The sequence below is a fragment of the Streptomyces sp. CBMA123 genome, assembly GCF_014596465.1.
Taxonomy (GTDB): domain Bacteria; phylum Actinomycetota; class Actinomycetes; order Streptomycetales; family Streptomycetaceae; genus Kitasatospora.
Genome location: NZ_MECK01000618.1, coordinates 15,417 through 37,718, shown reverse-complemented (window position 1 = coordinate 37,718; position 22,302 = coordinate 15,417). Strand labels below are relative to the sequence as shown.

The 22,302-nt window shown below is 72.0% G+C and carries 18 protein-coding genes, 1 tRNA gene and 1 pseudogene; 7 read left to right on the top strand and 13 right to left on the bottom strand.

The annotated features are described in order from the left end of the window. Both BG452_RS40840 and BG452_RS40835 read right to left on the bottom strand, forming a co-directional pair. Positions 1-258 (bottom strand): annotated as a pseudogene (locus BG452_RS40840) (hypothetical protein); the annotation flags it as partial. 27 nt (positions 259-285) lie between these two features. Beyond that, complete coding sequence (locus BG452_RS40835) at positions 286-1,206, bottom strand: zinc-binding dehydrogenase (RefSeq protein WP_188309422.1); 921 nt, start codon at positions 1,204-1,206, stop codon at positions 286-288. 449 nt (positions 1,207-1,655) lie between these two features. On the opposite strand from BG452_RS40835, the gene BG452_RS40830 reads away from it, so the two are divergent. Continuing rightward, on the top strand, positions 1,656-2,618 hold the full coding sequence (locus tag BG452_RS40830; RefSeq protein WP_188309420.1) for a LysR family transcriptional regulator: 963 nt from the start codon (positions 1,656-1,658) through the stop codon (positions 2,616-2,618). 228 nt (positions 2,619-2,846) lie between these two features. Here BG452_RS40830 and BG452_RS40825 read toward each other — a convergent pair whose 3' ends face one another. Together BG452_RS40825 and BG452_RS40820 are read right to left on the bottom strand one after the other, a co-directional pair. Continuing rightward, on the bottom strand, positions 2,847-3,818 hold the full coding sequence (locus BG452_RS40825; RefSeq protein ID WP_188309419.1) for a hypothetical protein: 972 nt from the start codon (positions 3,816-3,818) through the stop codon (positions 2,847-2,849). Continuing rightward, positions 3,815-4,333 (bottom strand): SigE family RNA polymerase sigma factor, encoded by a 519-nt coding sequence (locus BG452_RS40820; RefSeq protein WP_188309418.1) that lies wholly within the window; start codon positions 4,331-4,333, stop codon positions 3,815-3,817. Before BG452_RS40820 ends, BG452_RS40825 begins: the two co-directional genes overlap by 4 nt. A gap of 141 nt (positions 4,334-4,474) precedes the next feature. Here BG452_RS40820 and hrpA point away from each other — a divergent pair, with 141 nt between their 5' ends. Further along, positions 4,475-8,455 (top strand): ATP-dependent RNA helicase HrpA, encoded by a 3,981-nt coding sequence (hrpA, locus tag BG452_RS40815; RefSeq protein ID WP_188309417.1) that lies wholly within the window; start codon positions 4,475-4,477, stop codon positions 8,453-8,455. 130 nt (positions 8,456-8,585) lie between these two features. After that, a tRNA-Asp gene (locus tag BG452_RS40810) sits at positions 8,586-8,659 on the top strand. A gap of 381 nt (positions 8,660-9,040) precedes the next feature. Here BG452_RS40810 and bldC read toward each other — a convergent pair. Together bldC and BG452_RS40800 are read right to left on the bottom strand one after the other, a co-directional pair. Beyond that, positions 9,041-9,247 carry a developmental transcriptional regulator BldC gene (gene bldC / locus BG452_RS40805; RefSeq protein ID WP_014137253.1) on the bottom strand — a complete coding sequence of 69 codons (207 nt, stop codon included), beginning with the start codon at positions 9,245-9,247 and terminating at the stop codon, positions 9,041-9,043. Between the two features lie 487 nt (positions 9,248-9,734). Then, on the bottom strand, positions 9,735-10,655 hold the full coding sequence (locus BG452_RS40800; RefSeq protein WP_188309416.1) for a hypothetical protein: 921 nt from the start codon (positions 10,653-10,655) through the stop codon (positions 9,735-9,737). Positions 10,656-10,853: 198 nt separating this feature from the next. On the opposite strand from BG452_RS40800, the gene BG452_RS40795 reads away from it, so the two are divergent. Then, on the top strand, positions 10,854-12,011 hold the full coding sequence (locus tag BG452_RS40795; RefSeq protein WP_188309415.1) for a Glu/Leu/Phe/Val dehydrogenase: 1,158 nt from the start codon (positions 10,854-10,856) through the stop codon (positions 12,009-12,011). 383 nt (positions 12,012-12,394) lie between these two features. Beyond that, positions 12,395-12,655, top strand: a complete 261-nt coding sequence (locus tag BG452_RS40790; RefSeq protein WP_188309414.1) for a DUF3073 domain-containing protein — start codon at positions 12,395-12,397, stop codon at positions 12,653-12,655. Between the two features lie 191 nt (positions 12,656-12,846). On the opposite strand, the gene purM is transcribed toward BG452_RS40790, so the two are convergent. The 3 genes from purM to BG452_RS40775 all read right to left on the bottom strand — a co-directional run bounded on the left by purM (position 12,847) and on the right by BG452_RS40775 (position 16,712). Beyond that, on the bottom strand, positions 12,847-13,932 hold the full coding sequence (gene purM, locus BG452_RS40785; RefSeq protein ID WP_188309413.1) for a phosphoribosylformylglycinamidine cyclo-ligase: 1,086 nt from the start codon (positions 13,930-13,932) through the stop codon (positions 12,847-12,849). Positions 13,933-14,015: 83 nt separating this feature from the next. Then, a complete protein-coding gene (gene purF, locus BG452_RS40780; protein ID WP_188309412.1) occupies positions 14,016-15,599 on the bottom strand; it encodes an amidophosphoribosyltransferase in 1,584 nt (527 codons plus the stop codon). A 240-nt stretch (positions 15,600-15,839) separates the two neighbouring features. Further along, positions 15,840-16,712 carry a diacylglycerol kinase gene (locus BG452_RS40775; protein WP_317621467.1) on the bottom strand — a complete coding sequence of 291 codons (873 nt, stop codon included), beginning with the start codon at positions 16,710-16,712 and terminating at the stop codon, positions 15,840-15,842. A gap of 126 nt (positions 16,713-16,838) precedes the next feature. Here BG452_RS40775 and BG452_RS40770 point away from each other — a divergent pair, with 126 nt between their 5' ends. Together BG452_RS40770 and BG452_RS40765 are read left to right on the top strand one after the other, a co-directional pair. Further along, complete coding sequence (locus BG452_RS40770; RefSeq protein WP_188309411.1) at positions 16,839-18,122, top strand: adenylosuccinate synthase; 1,284 nt, start codon at positions 16,839-16,841, stop codon at positions 18,120-18,122. Between the two features lie 163 nt (positions 18,123-18,285). Then, positions 18,286-18,888, top strand: coding sequence for a GNAT family N-acetyltransferase (locus BG452_RS40765; protein WP_188309410.1), 603 nt, complete (start codon positions 18,286-18,288; stop codon positions 18,886-18,888). Positions 18,889-18,953: 65 nt separating this feature from the next. On the opposite strand, the gene BG452_RS47470 is transcribed toward BG452_RS40765, so the two are convergent. From BG452_RS47470 to BG452_RS40745, 4 genes are all read right to left on the bottom strand, one after another. Then, entirely contained in the window at positions 18,954-19,151 is a 198-nt protein-coding gene (locus BG452_RS47470; RefSeq protein WP_188309409.1) for an acyl-CoA carboxylase subunit epsilon, read from the bottom strand. 87 nt (positions 19,152-19,238) lie between these two features. Next, the gene (locus BG452_RS40755) at positions 19,239-20,348 is read right to left on the bottom strand and encodes a class I SAM-dependent methyltransferase (RefSeq protein WP_188309408.1); all 1,110 of its coding nucleotides are present in this window, start codon (positions 20,346-20,348) and stop codon (positions 19,239-19,241) included. 91 nt (positions 20,349-20,439) lie between these two features. After that, positions 20,440-21,180 carry a 3-oxoacyl-ACP reductase FabG gene (gene fabG, locus BG452_RS40750; protein ID WP_188309407.1) on the bottom strand — a complete coding sequence of 247 codons (741 nt, stop codon included), beginning with the start codon at positions 21,178-21,180 and terminating at the stop codon, positions 20,440-20,442. Further along, entirely contained in the window at positions 21,177-22,211 is a 1,035-nt protein-coding gene (locus BG452_RS40745) for a beta-ketoacyl synthase N-terminal-like domain-containing protein (protein WP_188309406.1), read from the bottom strand. The genes fabG and BG452_RS40745 overlap by 4 nt, the downstream gene beginning before the upstream one ends. Positions 22,212-22,302 lie beyond the last annotated feature (91 nt).

Sequence of the window (22,302 nt, the reverse complement as noted above, 5' to 3'; positions counted from 1 at the left end):
CCCACCCCTCCCCCCCCCCCCCCCCCCCCCCCCCCCCCCCCTACCCGCCTCTCTTCCGATCTCCTCGGCGGCCGCGCGCCCTGCCTCGGCGAGGTGGCGCCGGCCGGCGGCGTCGAAGGCGGCGGGCCAGTCCAGCAGGGAGGTCAGCCCGGCGGTCACCCGGTCGTACTCGTAGAGGTCGAGGCCGGCGCCGTGGGCGCGCGGGCGGACCAGCGCGACGAACTCGGGCAGCAGACCGGGGGTGTCGAAGAAGGACACGACAGGAGTTCCTTTCCGGAGGCGTAATCAGGCGACGGTCAGCACGGCCTTGCCGCGGATCCGGCGCTCGCGCAGGTCGGTGAGGGCGGTCGCGGTCTGCGCCCAGGGCGCGACCCGGCCGATCTCCGGGGTCAGCCGGCCGGCCGCCGCCAGGCGCACCAGGGTGGCCAGGTCCTCGCCGTCCGGGACATCGGAGTCCGCGTAGTGGAAGTGCCGCAGGGTGGCCGACTCGGGGCCCTTGAAGAAGTCGAAGAAGTCCAGGGTGGCGGGCGTCCGGGAGGCCTGGCCGAACCAGACCAGGGTGCCGCGGCGGGCCAGCCGGGCCAGCGCCAGCGGCAGACCGGCACCGCCGGTGGACTCCAGCACCAGGTCGTACGGGCCGCGCGCCGCCCCGAGGTCGTGCACCACCTCGGCCGCCCCCAGCTCGGCCAGCCGACGGCCGCGCTCCGCCGAGGCGGTGACCACCGTCAGCTCGGCCCCGGCCGCCGCGGCCAACTCGGTGAAGTAGTGCCCGACCCCGCCGGACGCCCCGGTCAGCAGCACCCGCCGCCCGGCCACCGCCCCCACCGTGCGCAGCAACCGCAACGCGGTGAGCCCCGCCAACGGCAACGCCGCGGCCCGTACGGCATCCAGGCTGTCCGGCAACTCGGCCAGCGACGTGGCCGGCACACACACGTACTCGGCCCACCCGGCCGCCGGCGGATGAGCCACCACCCGCCGACACACCGCGGGCCCCGACCCGTCGGCGGCGGCCTGCACGACCAGCCCGGCGACGTCCTTCCCCGGCCGCCACCCGGCCCTGGGCGCCTCCAACTGGAAGGTCTCCCCCCGGTTCACCGAGAACGCCTCCACCTTCACCAGCACCTCCCCCGGCCCCGGCTGCGGCTGCTCCACCTCCGCGAACCGCACCGGCTCCGCCGCGTCCCCCGTCGCCACCAGCGCCTTCATCCCCGCACTCCCTCCACTCGCCATGCCCCCACCTCACCCCGCCCGACAACGCCCGGTCCAACAACCGACCCGGAGCAACGACAACCACCAGCTGTCACCCCACCCCCACCCCAGCGGGCGCGCCGGGCGAAAGCCCGCGCGCCCGCAACTCCCCCACCCCCCACCCGCACCCACCCCCAGCCACCCCACCCGCACCCACCCACCCACCTCCCCCTCCTCACCAGGCGAGAAGGACGCGCTGCGGGAGGGGGCGGCGCAGGGGGTGGCTGCGGAGAGGGGCGTGACGGGTGATTTTCAGACTGCCAACGGCGCCCAGCCCCCCGCTATGAGGGTCGGCAGTCGGAAAATCATCCAGCCCCCGGAGCGGCCACCCCCGGAGCCGCCCCCGGCACCCACCCACCCTCCCGAGAGCCCCCCCCACGAACACACCCCCCGCTAAGGTGCCCCCCGTGGATCTGGATCTAGGACAGGTACGAGCCTTCGTCACCACCGCCGAGGAATCCCATTTCGGCCGCGCAGCCTCCCGCCTGGGCATCAGCCAACAAGGCCTGTCCAAGCGCATCGCCCGCCTGGAAGCCGCCCTCGGCGCAAGACTGCTGGAACGCGACGCCCGAGGCGTGGGGCTGACCGGCGCGGGTGCCCGCTTCCTGGAGCCCGCCCGCCGGGTGCTGACACAGGGCGAGCAAGCGGTATCAGCCGTACGCGGGGCCGCCGGACGGCCACTGCGGATCGACGTCTGGGGCCACCTGTACGCCCCGATGCGCACCCTCGCCCAGACGGTGGACGCCGCCCCGGGGCTGGAGGTGGAGCCGGTGCCGGGCCGGGACCTGCCGTCGGTCGCGGCGGCGTTGCTGCGCGGGGAGTCGGACGCGGGGTTCGGCCGGGTGCACGCCCTCCAGGACGGTGCCGACGCCGGGTTGACGCACCGGCTGGTCCGGCTGGAGCCGGTGGACGCCCTGCTGAGCGTCGACCACCCGTTGGCGGGCCGGGACGCCCTGGCGCCGGCCGAGCTGCGCGGCAGTGTGCTGCGCTACCCGGCGGCGGTGGACCGCTTGGACTTCCTGACCCGTTTCGCCACCCGGTTCGGCATCACCGGCCGGGTCGGTTCGACCAATCTGGGTCTGGAGCACTTCCTCGACCAGGTGGCCGCCGATCCGAGCTGCTTCTCGCTCGTCCCCGCCGACGCCCCGCTGCCCGACCGTCCGGACGTCCGCGCCGTGCCGCTGGTCGGCCCGACACCGCTGTACGCCTGGTCACTGCTCTGGCGGACCGACCGGGACGCCGACCGGGACGGTCAACTGGACGTCCTGCTAAGGGCGTTCGCCGCCGAGGCGGCCCGCTGCAGGTGGCTGGAGTACGACCCGGCCCGGGACTGGCTTCCGGACGCCGACGAGGCCGCCCTCCAACCGTGAGTCCGCCCGGCCACCCCAGCCACGGCCCGGTCGCCCCGCACAGCCCGGCCACCCCGCCACGGCCCGGGCGCCCCGCCACGGCCCGGCCACCCCGCCACGGCCCAGGCAGCGAGCGGATGCCGCACGACGGCGGCGGCCGGCCCGTTCTTGACGATCCGTCGCGCCGCGGGATCCACGGTGCCGCCCGGCGCCCACAACCGGCGACTCACTCCGTGACCCGACGCCGGATCACCACCAGGTGGTCTGGGTCCGCAGCACCGACCCGTCCGCGGCGTAGGAGGTGGCGGCGTTGTCGCTGGAGCCCGGCTTGCGGACGACGGCGTACCAGCGGGACGTGGAGTCCCCGACCGCGACCGGCACCGCGTCGACGGAGCCGCCGTTCTTCCAGGTGACCACGACCCTCGCGACGTCGGGCCGGACCCGGACGACCACCATGTCCGGGATGCCCACCGCCCCGACCACCCGGTTGAGCACCTCGCCGCTGATGATGGCCGGCGAAGGGTCCTTCTCCGTCCCGCCCGGGGCGGGGATCGACTGCACGTGGTCGCCGGGCTGCCGTTTGCCGTCCACGGTCAGGTAGACGTCGGACCGGTCCATGTGCGGGTCCCAGCGCGCGTCGGGGTTCGGCTGGTCGCTCGACGACAGGACCGGGTCGGCGGCGTGCCGCTCCTCCCAGATCAGCTTGTCCTGCTTGAGGCCGTCGTCCGCGGTGGGGGCCGCCGGCCACAGGGCGATCCAGGCCTCCAGGGTGTGGCCGTTCACGGTGCCCTCACCGGCCTTGACCCGGGTCGGTGTGAACGGGTCCCGGGTCGGCCCGGCCGAAGCGGCTCCGGCGACCGCCGAAGCGGCGGCGCTGACCGGCGTGGCGGCTCCGGCGACCGGCGTGGCGTTCCCGGACGGGGAGGCCGACGCCGTCGGGGAGACGCCGGACGCCGCCGGGGCGACCGCCGAGGACGCCCTGTGCCCGGACCCGCCGAGCACCGCCCCCGTCCCGCCGACCGCCACCACCAGCGCCGCGCCCAGCGCAGCGGTGAGCAGCCGCCGGCGCCTCAGTCGGCGCTGCCCGCCGGCGAGCAGCCGGTCGTACGGCACCGGCCCGGCCTCGACGCTGTCGGCCAGATCACCCAGTTCCCAGGAGATGGCGGCCTCGACCTCGGCCGCCTCCACGTCCTCGTGCCCGGGCATGGACTCCGTGCTCATCTGCTACCTCCGATGCTGGTCAGTCCGTTGATTGAGGAGGCCGCCCGCAGCTTGGCCAGTCCCCTGGCCGCCTGGCTCTTCACCGTGCCGATCGAGCAGTCCATCGCCGCGGCGGTCTGGGACTCGCTGAGGTCCTCCCAGTACCGCAGGACGACGGCCTCGCGCTGGCGCGGCGGCAGGGCGGAGAGCGCGCCGAGCAGCACGGCCCGGTCGTCCGGGTCGGGGCCGGTCGGGGCGGGCCGGTCGGGGAAGGCCTCGACCAGGTACTCGGCGGGTCTGCGCCGGTACCGCCGGGCGTGCTCGTTGATCAGGATGCGGCGCACGTAGGCGTTCGGGTCGTCGGCCGCCCGGACCTTGTTCCAGTGGACGTAGGCCCGTTCCAGTGCCTGCTGGACCAGGTCCTCGGCGCCGTGCCGGTCCCCTGCGAGCAGGTATGCGGTGCGCAGCAGCCGTGACCACGCACTGCCGGTGAACTCCCGGAACTCCTCGTCCCGGGCAGCCTTCTGGGCTCCCATGAGCACCTCCTCGTCCCTCCAGAGTCCGGAACCGCAGTGGACCGTTGCCCGGCGTTCGCGATTCCCCGCCGGCGGCTGTGACACTGGAGGGGCTCGAAAACCGAGGTGCGCTCCGCCGTGCCTCCTTGCGAACCTAGAGGGATGCCCGCAGTGAGTTCTCCCGCAGTCCAGTCCGCCTCCGTTCCCGCCGAGGGTCCCGGAATCGGTGAGCTGGCCGCCCGCCTGCCCGAGCTGACCCTGCGCGACGAGGTGCGGATCGGGCGCCGGCTGGAGGGGGCCCGCCGGGTCCGCAAGCCGGAGGCCCGGCAGAAGGTCGCCGCCGAGATCGCCGCCGACATCGATCGCGCCGAGCTGCTGGTCGAGCAGCGCCGGGGCGCCGTGCCGAAGATCACGTATCCCGCCGAGCTCCCGGTCAGCCAGAAGAAGGACGACATCCTGGCGGCGATCCGGGACCACCAGGTGGTGATCGTCGCCGGTGAGACCGGTTCCGGCAAGACCACCCAGATCCCGAAGATCTGTCTGGAGCTGGGCCGCGGCATCCGCGGTCTGGTCGGCCACACCCAGCCGCGCCGGATCGCCGCCCGCACGGTGGCGGAGCGCGTCGCGGAGGAGCTGGACACCCCGCTCGGCGAGGCGGTCGGCTGGAAGGTCCGGTTCACCGACCAGGTCGGCCAGGACACCCTGGTCAAGCTGATGACGGACGGCATCCTGCTGGCGGAGATCCAGACCGACCGGGATCTGCGCCAGTACGACACCCTGATCATCGACGAGGCGCACGAGCGCAGCCTCAACATCGACTTCCTGCTCGGCTACCTCAAGCAGCTGCTCCCGCGCCGCCCCGACCTCAAGGTCGTGATCACCTCCGCGACCATCGACCCGGAGCGCTTCGCCCGGCACTTCGGCGACGCCCCGGTCATCGAGGTCTCCGGCCGTACCTACCCGGTCGAGGTGCGCTACCGCCCGGTCGTCGACGAGGGCGACGAGGACCAGGACGAGAACGACCGCGACCGCGACCAGATCCAGGCGATCTGCGAGGCCGCCCAGGAGCTGCAGGACGAGGGCCCGGGCGACATCCTGGTCTTCCTCTCCGGCGAGCGCGAGATCCGCGACACCGCCGACGCCCTCACCAAGCTGAAGCTCAGGAACACCGAGATCCTGCCGCTGTACGCCCGGCTCAGCTCGGCCGAGCAGCACCGGGTGTTCCAGCGCTCCCACAGCCGCCGGATCGTGCTGGCCACCAACGTGGCCGAGACCTCGCTGACCGTCCCCGGCATCAAGTACGTGATCGACCCGGGCACCGCCCGGATCTCCCGCTACAGCCACCGCACCAAGGTGCAGCGACTGCCGATCGAGGCGGTCAGCCAGGCCAGCGCCAACCAGCGCAAGGGCCGCTGCGGCCGCACCTCGGACGGCATCTGCATCCGGCTGTACTCGGAGGAGGACTTCCTCTCCCGCCCCGAGTTCACCGACGCCGAGATCCTGCGCACCAACCTGGCCTCGGTGATCCTGCAGATGACCGCGGCCGGTCTGGGCGACATCTCCGCCTTCCCGTTCCTGGACCCGCCGGACTCGCGCAACATCAAGGACGGCGTGCACCTGCTGCACGAGCTGGGCGCGCTCGACCCGGAGGAGAAGGACCCGCGCAAGCGGCTGACCGCGCTCGGCCGCAAGCTCGCCCAGCTCCCGGTGGACCCGCGGATGGCCCGGATGGTGCTGGAGGCGGACAAGAACGGCTGCGTGCGCGACGTCATGGTGATCGCCGCCGCGCTGTCCATCCAGGACCCGCGCGAGCGCCCCGCCGAGAAGCGCCAGGCCGCCGACGAGCGGCACCGCCGGTTCACCTCGGAGACCTCCGACTTCCTCTCCTACCTGGCGATGTGGCGCTACGTCCGGGAGCAGCAGAAGGAGCTGTCCTCCTCGGCCTTCCGCCGGATGTGCAAGTCCGAGTTCCTGAACTACCTGCGGATACGGGAGTGGCAGGACGTCTACACCCAGCTGCGCACCGTCGCGAAGCAGTTGGGCGTGACGATCGAGGAGCAACACCCCGACGCCGAGCCGGACGCGGACCGGATCCACCAGTCGCTGCTGGCCGGACTGCTGTCCCACATCGGCCTGTTCGACGTGGAGAAGCGCGAGTACGGCGGCGCCCGCGGCGCCCGTTTCGCGGTGTTCCCGGGCTCCGGCCTGTTCAAGAAGCCGCCGCGCTGGCTGATGTCGGCCGAGCTGGTGGAGACCTCCCGGCTGTGGGCGCGGATCAACGCCAAGATCGAGCCGGAGTGGGTCGAGCCGCTGGCCGGGCACCTGATCAAGCGCAGCTACAGCGAGCCGCACTGGGAGAAGAAGGCCGGCGCCGTGCTGGCGTACGAGAAGGTGACCCTCTACGGGGTGCCGATCGTCGCCCAGCGCAAGATCAACTACGGGAAGATCGACGCCGGGCTCTGTCGCGAGCTGTTCATCCGCAACGCGCTGGTCGAGGGCGACTGGGAGACCCACCACAAGTTCTTCGGCGAGAACCGCAGGCTGCTCGGCGAGGTCGAGGAGCTGGAGAACCGGGCCCGCCGCCGGGACATCATGGTGGACGACCAGACCCTGTTCGACTTCTACGACGCCCGGCTGCCCGAGGAGATCGTCTCCACCCGGCACTTCGACTCCTGGTGGAAGAAGGCCCGGCACGACCAGCCGGACCTGCTGAACTTCGAGAAGTCGATGCTGATCAACGACGCCGCCGGCGGCGTCACCGAGGCCGACTACCCGGACCACTGGCAGCAGGGCAAGCTGCGCTTCACGCTGACCTACCAGTTCGAGCCGGGCAGCGACGCGGACGGCGTGACCGTCCACATCCCGCTGCCGGTGCTCAACCAGGTCACCGCGGAGGGCTTCGACTGGCAGATCCCGGGGCTGCGGGAGGAACTGGTCACCGCGTACATCAAGTCGCTGCCCAAGGCGATCCGGCGCAACTTCGTGCCGGCCCCGGACTTCGCCAAGGCGGCGCTGCGGGCGGTGAAGGACCGCCAGGAGCCACTGCTGCCGTCCCTGGAGCACGCCCTGAAGCGTCTGACGGCCGTCACCGTGCCGCCGGAGGCCTGGGACGACGAGCGGGTGCCGGACCACCTCAAGGTGACCTTCCGGGTGGTGGACGGCAAGCGCCGGCTCGCCGAGTCCAAGGACCTGGAGGAGCTGCGGCTGAAGCTCAAGCCCAGGCTGAAGGAGACGCTCTCCTCGGCGGCCTCCGGCCAGGGCATCGAGCAGAGCGGGCTGACCGCCTGGCCGGCCGGGCTGCCGGTGCTCCAGCGCACCTTCGAGCAGCGCTCCCGCGGCCACTCGCTGCGCGCCTACCCGGCGCTGGTGGACGAGGGCGCGTCGGTCGGCGTGAAGCTGTTCGACACCCCGGAGGCGCAGGCGCGGGCGATGTGGGAGGGGACGCGCCGGCTGCTGATGCTGACCACCACCTCCCCGGCCAAGTCGATCCAGGGCCGGCTGGGCAACCAGGCGAAGCTGGCGCTCTCGCACAGCCCGCACGGCTCGATCGCCGCCCTGTTCGAGGACGTCGTCGCCGCCGCGACGGACCGGCTGATGACCCTCTCCGGCGGCCCGGCCTGGGACGAGGCGGCCTTCGCCAAGCTGCACGACAGGGTGCGGGCGGACCTCTACGACCTGTCCGCGGACACCACGCTGAAGACGGCCACCGCGCTGATCGCCTTCCACAAGGCGTCGACCCGGCTGAAGTCGGTGAGCAGCCCGGTGCTCCTGAGCGCCGTGAACGACGTCCGGCTGCACCTGGCCTCGCTGGTGCACCCGGGCTTCGTGACGGCCACCGGCTGGCAGCGGCTGCCCGACCTCAAGCGCTACCTGCTGGCGGTGGACCGCCGGCTGGAGGCGCTGCCCAACCACCCCCAGCGGGACGCCCAGCAGCTGCTGAAGGTCCAGCAGGTGCAGCAGGCGTACGGGGAGCTGCTGGCGGCGGTGCCGGCCGGGCGGCAGCCGTCGCAGGAGGTGCGGGCGATCCGCTGGATGATCGAGGAGCTGCGGGTCAGCTTCTTCGCCCAGGGGCTGGGCACGCCGAGCCCGGTCTCGGAGAAGCGGATCATGAAGGCGATGGAGGCGGCCCGGGCGTCCCTGTGACCCGGGCGGCGCCCTGAGCTGCGGGTGCGTGGTGGGCCTTCAGGAGCCAGTTCGACCTGGGGGCCCACCATGGGCTACAGTCTGTCTTGTTCGCAGCGCGGCAAGCGAGTGAACGAGATCAGAAAACTCTGGTCCCGTGGAGCAGTTGGTTAGCTCGCCACCCTGTCAAGGTGGAGGTCGCGGGTTCAAGTCCCGTCGGGATCGCCGCAGTGCGAGAGGCCCGGAACCGTCAGGTTCCGGGCCTCTTGCTTTTGACCGTCCGTCGCCTACCCCGGACCAGGTCCGGCCCACAAGTGACGGACCGTGTGACCGTCGTCACCTGAACCCCCCGGGAATCACCCCCGAAGCCCCCTCTCTCGTACAGCACTAATTTAATATGTAAAATTGCACTGTTATTCACTGTAAATCCCCCCCGCCTCATGCGCATCAAATCGTTATCCGGAGTTCGGCATTCCGACCGGCCGGACGGTACCGGAAGGCGACCGGAAGACGGCCCAGAAGCCCGATCGCGGGTACGACAAAGGGGCCGCTAACCGGACCCGGCGGAGTCCGGTTAGCGGCCCCTTCGAAAGAGCCTTCGGCCTATCAGGCTTCAGTGCGCTGAGCGGGAATCCCGGCCAGCAGTGCGCGCACCTCCGCCTCACGGTAACGACGGTGACCACCGAGCGTGCGGATCGACGTCAGCTTGCCCGCCTTGGCCCAGCGGGTGACCGTCTTCGGGTCAACGCGGAACATGGTGGCAACTTCCGCCGGCGTCAGCAGCGGTTCAGCATCAGGGGTACGAGCGGTCATGAGCGGCCTCCTCGGGAGAACCGAACCAGGGCGGTTCTATCCTTCAAATTCTGCACCTTGGCCCGCGATGCCCGAAATGGCATAGACGGGCCGAGTCGGTTATAGGACGAACGGCTTGTCCTGGTGTCTACAACTACACCATCCGTCCAGCCCTATCGACCAAACCGCCAAAATTGACCCCTCACGGGTTCAAGGCTGACGGATGGCGATGGACCACCCCATAACGGACAGTCACACGGCAGTGACGTCCGGTTACGAGGGGACCAGACCCCCTGTTTCCCCGCAAAGCACGCATCGACTCCAGAACCACCCAAAAGTGGGCACGCTCACGTGAAGTTGGGCTGGTTGTCCCATTTTTGCACATAGGGGTAAGTTCGCGTCAACGGTGAGTAGTGTCACGTTCGACAGCTATTGACCCGAACCAGGACCTTGGTCGGCACCGTTGTGGACCAAAGACCCCTCACAGTCATACACGGGCGGTCGGACGTCAGTTCGCGTGCCGCAGGGCCAGCACCCGCCGCCAGCGCCCCGTCAGTTCCCCGTACGCGCGCAACGCCCCGTCGGCGTCCCCCGCCCGCAGGGCGCGCAGCCCCTCCTCCAGCTCCCCCGCCGAACGGTCCGCCAACAGCCGCTCCGGCCCCAGCAGATGCACCAGCCCCCCGTAGTCCAACTCCACCAGCGAACGCGGATGGAACTCCTCCAGCCAGCGCCCGACCTGCTCCGCCCCGCGCACCAGCTCCCCGTCCGGCACCGCCTCGCGCAGCGCCCGGTAGGCGCGTGCCACCCGGCGCCGGGCCTGGGCCATCGGCACCAGGTAGAACAGCGCCGCCGGCCTCCCCCGCTCCCCCTCCCCCTCTTCTCCCCCTCCCGTGCCCGCTCCCCCCGGAACGAAGCACCGGTCCTCGTCCCCGAACGGCAGGAACCAGCGCACCGGCACCTCCCACCGGCTGGTGAGGATCCACGGCCGGGCGTCCGGGTGCCCGGCCCGCCAGCGCTCCCGGTCCGCCTCGGCGGCCGCCCGGGTCACCGGCGGCACCGCGGTGTCCAGCAGCGCCACCGGAGCCCCCGCCCGCAGCTCCTCCAGCGCCTGCCAACTGCGCAGCCTGGTCGCCCACGGGCACACGTACAGTACGCCGTCCACGATCCGCAGGTACGCCCGCCCGCTCTCCTGCTCCGGCAGGGCCCGGGGCGTGCGGGCGGCCAGCTCCGCCAGGGCCTCCCGCTGCTCCTCCAGCCCCGCCTCCGCCACCGACTGCTCCGCCACCGCCGCGTCCGGCCCGTGCTCGGCGGCATAGGCCTGCCAGCGCGCCCGCTCGGGCTCCGGATAGGCCGCCAGCGGCTCGTAGACCCGCAGGTGGGCGGCGTAGGGCGGCAGTACGGAAGTACGTACGACGGTCACGTCCTGCATGGTCGCACGAGCCGCACGGCCCGGGGAGAGCGCGACCCCGAACCGTTCGCGCCCGCACCCCGGCCCCCTTCCCGTCTCACCCTTCGGACAACCGGCACAAGCTCGGACAAGACGGCTGATCGGCGGCTCCGGCGCGACTACGCTTCGCCCCAGACGCCCGCACCACAGCAGCGGGCCCGCGATACTGGAGTCACCACAGTGACCGACGTACAGACCCCCGCCACGCACCCCGCACCCGGCGTGCTCAGCAGGATCTTCCGCACCGAGCAGGACGGCGCCCCCGGCGACGGCCACGAGCAGGTCGTCCTCTGCCACGACCGCAGCTCCGGACTCAAGGCGATCATCGCCATCCACTCCACCGCGCTCGGCCCCGCCCTCGGCGGCACCCGCTTCTTCCCGTACGCCTCCGAAGAGGCGGCCCTGGAGGACGCGCTGAACCTGTCCCGCGGCATGTCCTACAAGAACGCGCTGGCCGGGCTCGACCTCGGCGGCGGCAAGGCCGTCATCATCGGCGACCCGAACAAGGACAAGAACGAGGCCATGCTCCGGGCCTACGGCCGCTTCGTGGAGTCCCTGCGCGGCCGCTACATCACCGCCTGCGACGTGGGCACCTACGTCCAGGACATGGACGTCATCGCGCGCGAGACCGAGTTCGTGACCGGCCGCTCGCCCGAGCACGGCGGCGCCGGCGACTCGTCCATCCTCACCGCCTTCGGCGTCTTCCAGGGCATGCGCGCCAGCGCCCAGGCCCGCTGGGGCCAGCCCACGCTGCGCGGCAAGCGGGTCGGCGTCGCGGGCGTCGGCAAGGTCGGCCACTACCTGGTCGGCCACCTGGTCGCGGACGGCGCCACCGTCGTCGTCACCGACCCCTTCGAGGCCGCCGTCAACCGCGTCCGCGCCGCCCACCCGGAGGTGGAGGTGGTCGCCGACACCGCCGCCCTGCTCCAGGCCAAGCTGGACGTCTACGCCCCCTGCGCCCTCGGCGGCGCGCTGACCGACTCCGTGGTCTCGGCGCTCGGCGAGTTCGGCACCTCGGTCGTCTGCGGCGCGGCCAACAACCAGCTGGCCCACCCGGGCGTCGAGAAGGACCTGGCCGACCGCGGCATCCTCTACGCCCCCGACTACCTGGTGAACTCCGGCGGCGTGATCCAGGTCGCCGACGAGATCGACGGCTTCAACTTCGAGCGGGCCAAGAACAAGGCCACCAAGATCTTCGACACCACCCTGGAGATCTTCACCCGGGCCGCCTCCGACGGCATCCCGCCGGCGGTCGCCGCCGACCGCCTGGCGGAGAAGCGGATGCGCGAGATCAGCGCGCTGCGCTCGGTCCTGCTGCCGGGCAGCCGCCGGGGCTGACCGGGCTCCCTCCGGTGACCCGGTGCGCGGGGGGCCGTCACCTCCGGCCCCCCGCGCATCACGATGTGGAACCGGATTCTCACTTCTCCGCCCGAACGGGTGATCCGACGCCCCCCTAGGGGGGATAATCAGTCCTGGAACGACGGACCCCGATCACCTCCGGACAGCGTGCCAAACGCCGCAAAACCTCCCCTGACCTGGGAAGACCTGGTCTCGGGTGCAGCCGGTGCGCGCCACGTCACACCGACGACGTACCGTCCAGCGGCGGAAACAGGTACCGTTAATGCTCCAAGGGACGGTCCTCCCATTCGGGCAGGCCGGTCCTGATCATGAACACGTGTCAGACTCGGGGCCGTGAGCCCCATCGTTGAGGGGGTCGACCCATGGGGCGCGGCCGGGCCAAGGCCAAGCAGACGAAGGTCGCCCGCGAGCTGAAGTACAACAGCGGCGGGTTCGACGCTAACCGTCTGTCCAACGAGCTGGGCGTATCGCCGTCCACTGCTTCGATCGACCCTGAGCCGATCGAGGAGGAGGAAGAGGACGACGACCCGTACGCGGAGTACGCCGCCCGCTACGCCGACCTCGACGACGAGGACGACACCGGACCGGGCACCGGGCCGTCGCAGGCCTCCCGCCGCTCGTAGACCGCAGCTTCGCCGGACCGGTCCTGACGCCCCTGGGCGCCGGACCGGTCTTCGGCGTTCCCGCGGGCGGGTAGGCGGGTGGGGCTACGGCTTCGGCTTTCGCGTGGCTCTCGGGGCCCGGTCGAACGCCCCCGACGTACGAGAGGGCCCCTCCGGCGCACCGGAGGGGCCCTCTCGCGTCCGCGGGCCGGTCAGCCCGCGGTGAAGCCCTCGTAGGCGTTGTACAGGGCCGCACCGGCCCCGTGCTCGTCGGTGCGCTCCACGATGTCGCCGAGCAGCCAGGCCTCGACGCCGCGGTCCTCCAGGATCGACAGCACCGCGTCCACCGAGTGCGGCGGGACGACCGCGACCATGCCGACGCCCATGTTGAGCGTCTTCTCCAGCTCCAGGGTGGCCACCCGGCCGACCTCGGCGACGGTCCGGAAGACCGGCAGCGGGGTCCAGGTGCCGCGGTCCAGGCGCGCGTGCAGGCCGTCCGGGATGACCCGGGCCAGGTTGGCCGCCAGGCCGCCGCCGGTGACGTGCGAGAAGGCGTGCACCTCGGTCGCGCGGGTGAGCGCCAGGCAGTCCAGCGAGTAGATCCGGGTCGGCTCCAGCAGTTCCTCGCCGAGGGTGCGGCCGAACTCCTCGACCTTGCGGTCCAGCTTCCAGCCGGCCTCGTTCAGCAGCACGTGGCGGACCAGCGAGTAGCCGTTGGAGTGCAGGCCGGAGGCGGCCATCGCGATCACCACGTCGCCGGCCCGGACCCGCTCGGAGCCCAGCAGCGCGTCGGCCTCGACCACGCCGGTGCCGGCGCCCGCGACGTCGTACTCGTCCGGGCCGAGCAGGCCCGGGTGCTCGGCCGTCTCGCCGCCCACCAGGGCGCAGCCGGCCAGCGCGCAGCCCTCGGCGATGCCCTTGACGATCGAGGCGACCCGCTCCGGGACGACCTTGCCGACGCAGATGTAGTCGGTCATGAACAGCGGCTCGGCGCCGCACACCACGAGGTCGTCCACGACCATGCCGACCAGGTCGTGGCCGATGGTGTCGTGCTTGTCCATGGCGGCCGCGATGGCCACCTTGGTCCCCACGCCGTCGGTGGCCGAAGCCAGCAGCGGCCGCTCGTAGTTCTTGAAGGCCGACACGTCGAAGAGGCCGGCGAAGCCGCCGAGACCGCCGACCACCTCGGGGCGGTTGGCCTTCTTCACCCACTGCTTCATGAGCTCGACGGCGCGGTCGCCCGCCTCGATGTCGACACCGGCGGCGGCGTAGGTGGCGCCGTTCTGGTTGCTGGTCACTGCGTGCGGCCCTTTCGGGTCAGGTGGGGGTGGTCCGGAGACAGCGGTGGGGCCCCGGTTCGCGGGACCCCACCGTGCGTTCGTTACGGGCGGCGCAGCGCGTCGGCCGCGCCCGCCCCGCCGAGCAGCGACTGGACGCCGTCCAGGTCGCTGCCGCTGGTCGGCTTGCCGCGGACGGCGGGCTGCTGCTGGCCGCCCTTGATCTCGGCCTCCAGCAGGAGCTTGCCGAGCAGCGCCGGGTCCGGCAGCTCCATCGGGTACTCGCCGTCGAAACAGGCCCGGCAGAGCTTGTCCTTGGGCTGCTTGGTGGCCTCGATCATGCCGTCGATCGAGATGTACGAGAGCGAGTCGGCCCCGAGCGTGCGGCCGATCTCCTCGATGGTCATGCCGTTGGCGATCAGCTCCGCGCGGGTGGCGAAGTCGATGCCGAAGAAGCAGGGCCACTTCACCGGCGGCGAGGAGATCCGGATGTGCACCTCGGCGGCGCCCGCCTCGCGCAGCATCTTCACCAGCGCGCGCTGGGTGTTGCCGCGCACGATCGAGTCGTCCACGACCACCAGGCGCTTGCCGGCGATGACCTCGCGCAGCGGGTTCAGCTTGAGCCGGATGCCGAGCTGGCGGATCGTCTGGCTGGGCTGGATGAAGGTGCGGCCCACGTAGGCGTTCTTCACCAGGCCCGAGCCGTACGGGATGCCGCTGGCCTCGGCGTACCCGATCGCGGCGGGGGTGCCGGACTCGGGCGTGGCTATCACCAGGTCCGCCTCGACGGGCGCCTCCGCGGCCAGCCGACGGCCCATCTCCACCCGGGAGAGGTGCACGTTGCGGCCGGCGATGGAGGTGTCGGGGCGGGCCAGGTACACGTACTCGAAGACGCAGCCCTTGGGCTTGGCCTCGGCGAACCGCGAGGTGCGCATGCCGTTCTCGTCGATGGCGATCAGCTCGCCGGGCTCGACCTCGCGGATGAAGGAGGCGCCGCAGATGTCCAGCGCCGCCGTCTCGGAGGCGACCACCCAGCCGCGCTCCAGCCGGCCGAGCACCAGCGGGCGGATGCCCTGGGGGTCGCGGGCGGCGTAGAGAGTGTGCTCGTCCATGAAGACGAGCGAGAAGGCGCCCTTGACCTTCGGCAGCACGACCTTGGCCGTCTCCTCGATGGAGAGGTCCGGGTGGCCGGCCAGCAGGGCGGTCACCAGGTCGGTGTCGTTGGTCGCGGCCGTCCGGCCGGAGCGCGAGACGTGCTCCTCACCGGGCAGTTCGGCGACCATGGCCGCCAGTTCGGCGGTGTTCACCAGGTTTCCGTTGTGCCCGAGGGCCAGCGAACCGTGAACGGTCGCCCGGAAGGTCGGCTGGGCGTTCTCCCAGACCGAGGACCCGGTGGTCGAGTAGCGGGCGTGTCCGACGGCGATATGCCCGTGCAACGACCCCAGCGAGGCCTCGTCGAAGACCTGGGACACGAGCCCCATGTCCTTGAAGACGAGAATCTGGGAGCCATTGCTCACTGCGATGCCCGCGGATTCCTGACCGCGGTGCTGCAGGGCGTAAAGGCCGAAGAACGTGAGCTTGGCGACCTCCTCGCCGGGAGCCCAGACACCGAAGACGCCACACGCGTCCTGGGGGCCTTTCTCACCGGGAAGAAGATCGTGGTTGAGTCTTCCGTCACCACGTGGCACGCCTTCGAGTCTAGGGCAGTTGACCAGGGCTTCCGGAACCCGGGAGGTCCGGTCAGGACGGCGATCGCGAAGTAACGCGCGTAGACAAAACCCCTTACGGGGCGGGGAATTCGGGTGGGGGAATTCCGGCGGACGGCGGTTGGCCTTGCGGTTCGCGCCCGTTGGGGCTTTCCGTGTGCGGAACGGTGCTCGGCGGGCGGTCCCGAACGTGAGCCTGCTCACCCGGCGTTCGGCGGGCGTTCACGCGGCGGGCGGCCGCCGGTGTTCCGCCGCGGGCAGCAGCAGGCCCCAGGCGTCCGGGTGCACCGTCCAGGTGCGGGCGCGGACCGGGCCGACCGGGTGGCCGTCCGCCTCGTAGCCGAAGCCGCGCCCGACCACCGAGACGCTCGCCGCGCGCGCCCGCACCAGTGCGCCGGGGGCGCGGACCACCACCTCCAGCACGCCCGCGCCGGCCGCGCCCCCGGCGCCCGTCAGGGTCAGCTGCACCAGCCGGACCGGGCGGTGCACGTCGGCGAGCAGCCGGCCGTCCGCCTCGACCCGGATCCGGGGGCTGTGGTCGACGGGCTCCGGGGTGAGTGCGTTCGCCTGCTCGGCCGCAGCCAGTTTCGCCCATAGCGAACGCCAGCCACCCGAACGGCCCCCCGGACGGCGCCCGCCGCCACCGATGATCCGCACCCCGCCCAGCGCCACCCCGCCGCCGTCGTCCACCAGCAGGTCGAAGGTCCGCGGCGCACCCGACAGCACCGCCCGCGCCGCCCGTACCGGCTCCCCCGGCACGCCGAGCGCGCGGGCCGTAGCCAGCTCCTCCGCCCGGCCGACCGGAACCATCCCCACCGGATCGGCACCCAGCTCACGCTGCCGGTGCAGGGCCTGCAGCACCCGCTGCAGGGCGAGGTCGGAACCGATCACCACCGGTCGCCGCCGACCCCGGTGCGAAAGCATCCGGTCGAGTTCGGACGGGCTCTCCGGATAGGCCACCTTGACGTCCGCACCCCCGCACAACACGTCCTTCGCGATCCGCACCGACTCCCCGTCGGTCTGCCGGGCCACCGGGTCGAGCAGCAGCAGAAGGGGCTCGGGACCGCCGGTAGCAGGCGTGGACAGGGACGACACGACCGGTCCTTCCTCAGGTAATCTCTCGGTGCAAGAGCCCCTTGCGCCATTGCGCCAGGGGCTTCGTCTATCTCGGGGCAGACTGCGGCCTACGCAGGATGCCCCAACCGGAAGGGGTGTACGCCTGTGCCGGCACTCGTGCTCGTTGGCGCTCAGTGGGGGGACGAGGGCAAGGGGAAGGCCACCGACCTCCTCGGCGGTTCCGTCGACTACGTCGTCCGCTACCAGGGTGGCAACAACGCCGGTCACACGGTGGTCATCGGCGACCAGAAGTACGCCCTGCACCTGCTCCCCTCCGGCATCCTCAGCCCGAACGTGACGCCGGTGATCGGCAACGGCGTCGTCATCGACCCGGGCGTGCTGCTCTCCGAGCTCAACGGCCTGAACGAGCGCGGCATCGACACCTCCAAGCTCCTGGTCTCGGGCAACGCCCACCTGATCACCCCGTACCACCGCACCATCGACAAGGTCGCCGAGCGCTTCCTCGGCAAGCGCCGGATCGGCACCACCGGCCGCGGCATCGGCCCGACCTACGCGGACAAGATCAACCGCGTGGGCATCCGGGTCCAGGACCTCTTCGACGAGTCGATCCTGCGCCAGAAGATCGAAGCGGCGCTGCACGACAAGAACCAGATCCTGGTCAAGCTCTACAACCGCCGCGCCATCCCGGCCGACCTGGTGGTCGAGGAGTACCTGGGCTACGCGGAGAAGATCAAGCCCTTCCTCGCCGACACCACCCTCGTCCTGGACGAGGCCCTCAAGGCCGACAAGGTCGTCCTGCTGGAGGGCGGCCAGGGCACCCTGCTCGACGTCGACCACGGCACGTACCCCTTCGTGACCTCGTCGAACCCGACCGCGGGCGGCGCCTGCACCGGCGCCGGCATCGGCCCCACCAAGATCGACCGGGTCATCGGCATCCTCAAGGCCTACACCACCCGTGTCGGCTCCGGCCCGTTCCCGACCGAGCTGCTCGACGAGGACGGCGAGGCGCTGCGCCGCATCGGCGGCGAGCGCGGCGTGACCACCGGCCGCGACCGCCGCTGCGGCTGGTTCGACGCCGTCATCGCCCGCTACGCGACCCGGGTCAACGGCCTCACCGACTTCTTCCTCACCAAGCTCGACGTGCTGACCGGCTGGGAGCAGATCCCGGTCTGCGTCGCGTACGAGATCGACGGCCGCCGGGTCGAGGAACTCCCCTACAACCAGTCCGACTTCCACCACGCCAAGCCGATCTACGAGACGCTGCCGGGCTGGACCGAGGACATCAGCAAGGCGAAGACCTTCGCCGAGCTGCCGAAGAACGCCCAGGCCTACGTGAAGGCACTGGAGGAGATGTCGGGCGCGCCGATCTCCGCCATCGGCGTCGGCCCCGGCCGGGACGAGACGATCCAGATCAACTCGTTCATCTGACCGCTCACCGAGCCCGCTCTTCGCGAAGGGCCCCGCAGGACGCACCCGTCCCGCGGGGCCCTTCGTTGTGCCCCGCCTCCCGGACGTGACGCCCCGCGCCCCGACTATTGAACTAGTGCATACATGCATTGCCTCTAGTGCAGAGTGGCGCTACGTTCGGACCATGACCGCGAAGCAGCCCGTCCCCGTCACCCTCACCGGCCGGCACATCCGCCTGGAGCCGCTGGAGCGCCGCCACACCGCCGACCTCTGGGCCACCGTCGGCCCCGACCCCGAGGTCTGGCGCTGGACCATGTCCCTCCCGCCCGCCACCGAGGAGGAACTCGGCCGGGACCTCGACGCCCGCATCGCCGAGGCCGCCACCGGCGAGTGCGTCTACTTCGCCGCCGTCGAACTCACCAGCGGCACCGCCATCGGCATCACCGGCTACCACGACCTCGACACCCACAACGAGTCCCTCGAGATCGGCGCCACCTTCTACGCCCGCTCCCACTGGCGCACCGCGGTCAACACCGAGGCCAAGCTGCTGCTGCTCACCCACGCCTTCGAGGACCTCGGCATGGGCCGCGTCTACTGGAAGACCGACGCCACCAACGACCGCTCCCGCAACGCCGTCCTGCGGCTCGGCGCCCAGTTCGAGGGCGTCCACCGGCGCCACCGCCGCCGCCCCACCGGCACCTGGCGCGACACCGCCTACTTCTCGATGCTCACCGACGAGTGGCCCGCCGCCAAGTCCCGCCTCACCGAACGCCTTTCGCGCGGCTGACGGACCGGAAGCAGAGGTCGCCGCTCCGGCGGGGCGGGGCGGCGACGGGTGGGGGCGGGGCGGCGTCAGGCGACGATCTGCCAGGAGGTGGTGGGGATCGGGGGGCGGAGGGAGACGTCGTGCCAGCGGACGGTGCGGCGGGTCGGCCGGGGGGCGGGGGCGGTGGTGCGGGCTCCTCGGAGCAGGAGCACGGTGAGGGTAGCGATCTCCTCGGGGGTGAGGTCGGTGCGGTCGGTGCGGAAGAGGACGGGCTGCTCGGGCATCTGGGCCTCCGGGTGCGGGGAACCCCGACGGCCCCGACGCGGGGCGTCGGGGCCGTCGAGGGGTGGGTGGGTGCGGGGGCCGGCCCGTCAGGCGTGCTTGACGAGCAGCAGGCGGTGCATGGGGGTGTCGAGCAGGGCGACGCGGCGCAGGCCGGCGTCGGCGAGCCACTGGTCGTAGTCCTGCACGGTGAAGGCGTCGCCGCCGCCGGTGGCGAGCATGGAGGCGGCGAAGAGGCGGAAGAACCGGTTCTGGGTGTTCCCGTCGGTGCTGTCCTCGTCGACGATGTGGTCGGCGATGGCGATGACGCCGTCCTCGGTGAGCGCCTTGGCGGAGCGGAGCAGGAGCTCGCGGGCCGACTCGGGGGTCTGGAGGTGGAAGATGTTGACGAACAGGGCGACGTCGACGCCGGTGCCCCAGTCGTCCGCCCAGAAGTCGACGACCTCGGGGTTGAAGCGCTCGGCGACGCCGAGGCGGTGGGCCTGGGCGTTGGCGATCGGGATGATCCGCTCGGCGTCCAGGGCACGGGCGTTGAGGCCGCTGAACTCCTGGAGCAGCAGCTGGCTGTAGATGCCGGTGCCGCAGCCGACGTCCAGCAGGGTGCGGCCGGCGCCGTCGGTCCAGCCCTGCTCGCGCAGGGCGGTGGCGAGGGTGGCGGCGATCGGCGGGGCCCAGAAGTTGATGCCGCGGACGAGGGAGGTGTAGTCCTCCTCGGAGATCTGGTTGAGCTGCTGGGATCCCTCGGAGTTGCGGGCACCGGTACGGACGTTGCCGGCGAGGTTGCGCCAGGCGCCCCACGCGACGTTGCGGTCGTGCCGGATCTTGCCGACCAGGCTGTACAGGCCCTCGGGGGCGAAGATGTCGTGCATCTCCGGTGGCAGGGTGTAGACGGCCTGGCCGTCCGCCGCGCGGCTGCGCTCGACCACGTCGTAGGCGGCCAGGCCGTCGAGCAGGACGCGGGTGGCGCGCAGGTCGGTGCCCAGGCGGGTGGACAGCTCGCCGGCGGTGGCGGGGGCACCGATCAGGGCGGTGAAGGCGCCGAGGTCGTGGGCGGCCTCGATGACGCCGGTGGCCCAGATGCCGATGAGGTGCTCGTACATCCGGTGGGCGGCGTTGACGCCGCTGCCGCGGCCGGGGAGCAGCTCGGTGTCGACCAGCGGGGTGTGGTTGTCGAAGGTGCGCACGGCGGGAATGGTCATGGTCGTTTCTCCTAGTCGAAGTTGACGGTGCGTCTGGTTCGTCCGGCGCGTCTGGTGCATCTGGTGTGTCCGGTGCATCTGGTACGTCCGGTCACAGGACGATTCCGCCGTCGATCTGCAGGACCGAGCCGGTGAGGTAGGCGGATTGCGGGCCCGCCAGGAAGGCGACCGAGTCGGCCACCTCGTCCGCCGTGCCGAAGCGGCCGAGCGGGATGTGCTTGAGGGCGTCGGTGCGCTGGCTGTCGGTGAGCACCGAGGTCATGTCGGTCTCGATCATGCCGGGGGCGACGGCGTTGACCCGGACCCCGTACCGGCCGACCTCCTTGGCCAGGGCGCGGGTGAGCGCGATGATGCCGGCCTTGGAGGCCGCGTAGTTGCTCTGGCCGGGGTTGCCGTAGACGCCGGAGACCGAGGAGAGGGTGATGATCGAGCCGCTGCGGCGCTTGACCATCGGGAATGCCACCGCGCGGCAGAGGTTGGCGGTGCCGTTCAGGTTGGTGTCGGTGACGCTCCGCCAGTCCTCGTCGGCCATCAGCAGCAGGGGCTTGTCCTTGGTGATGCCGGCGCTGGCGATCGCGACGGTGATCGGGCCGAGTTCCTGTTCGGTGCGGGTGACCCAGGCGCGGACCGCGGCCGCGTCGGTGACGTCGACCTTCGCGGCCAGGACGCCGACACCGAGGGCGTCGAGTTCCTTGGCCAGGAGGTCGGCGGCCTGCTGGTCGGACTGGTAGCAGAAGCTGATCGCGTGGCCCTCGGCGGCCAGCCGCAGGGCGGCCGCCTTGCCGATGCCGCGCGAGCCGCCGCTGATCAGGGCGATGCCGGGGGTGCTCATCGGCCACCGCCGGTGAGGCGCAGGACGGCGCAGGCGGCCAGGCCCTGGTGGTCGAGCGAGGCGATCACGGCGAGGCGGCCGGCGGCCGCGGGGTCGTGCTCGGCCAGGGACAGGACGGTGGCGAGGGAGAAGACGGTGCCCGCGGAGCCGGTGTCGCCGAGGAGTTCAGCCGTGCGGATCCGGCTGACGGCCTCGGTGCCGACCAGTGCGGCGAGCTGTGCCTCGGCCGGCTGCCCGGTGACGGCCGCGGCCCAGACCTGGTCGGGCGTCGCGTCGGCCTGGGCGAGGGCGTCGCGGACGGTGGCGGCCAGGGCCGCCGAGGGGTCGTCGTCGATGTCCAACCGGACGTCCAGGGCGAGCAGTTCGGCCAGCACCCGGCGGCCGGGCGGCAGCGTCCGCTCGGTCTCCAGCAGCAGCACGGCGCTGCCCTCGCCGATCGGCTGGTGGTGGTCGCCGGCCAGCCACTCGCGGGTCTCGGACTGCTCCTCCACCGCGCCGACCACGGCGCGCTCGGCGCGGCCGGCCGCCAGCAGACGGCGGGCGTAGCCGAGGGCGAGCAGGCCGCCGGCGGCGCCGCCGGCCAGGGTGGTGTTGGGGCCCTTGAGGTCGAAGCGGATGGCGGTGGCCGCGGCCGGGCCGTTCATCAGCACGTTGGGCATCAGCTGGGCGGGCACGTCGTAGGGCTTGTCGCCCTCGAAGGAGGCCCGGCTGAACCCGGCGGCGCTCTGGGCGCTGCCGAGGGTGGTGCCGAGGACGAGGGCGGTGCCACCGCCGGTGGCGATCGGGTTCCGCGCGGCCTCGGCCTCGCCGAGGAGTTCGCGGACGGCGGTGACGGCCAGGCCGGTGGCCCGGTCGAAGGTGCGGGTGCCGGCCTTCCCGAGTACCTTGCGGGTGTCGAAGTCGGGGACCTCGTGGGCCGGTTCCCCCCGGCCGACCCCGGCCGCGAACGCGTCGCGGCCGAGGCCGAACGGGGAGACGGCGGACCACGCGGTGATCAGCGGCCGGTCCCGGTGGATCGTCGTGGAGCTCATGCGCCCACCTCGCTGCGCTCGCTCATGCGCCCACCTCGCTGCGCTCGGCGGGGGGCATTCGCCCACGCGCTCCACTTGACGGTTCGCTCGC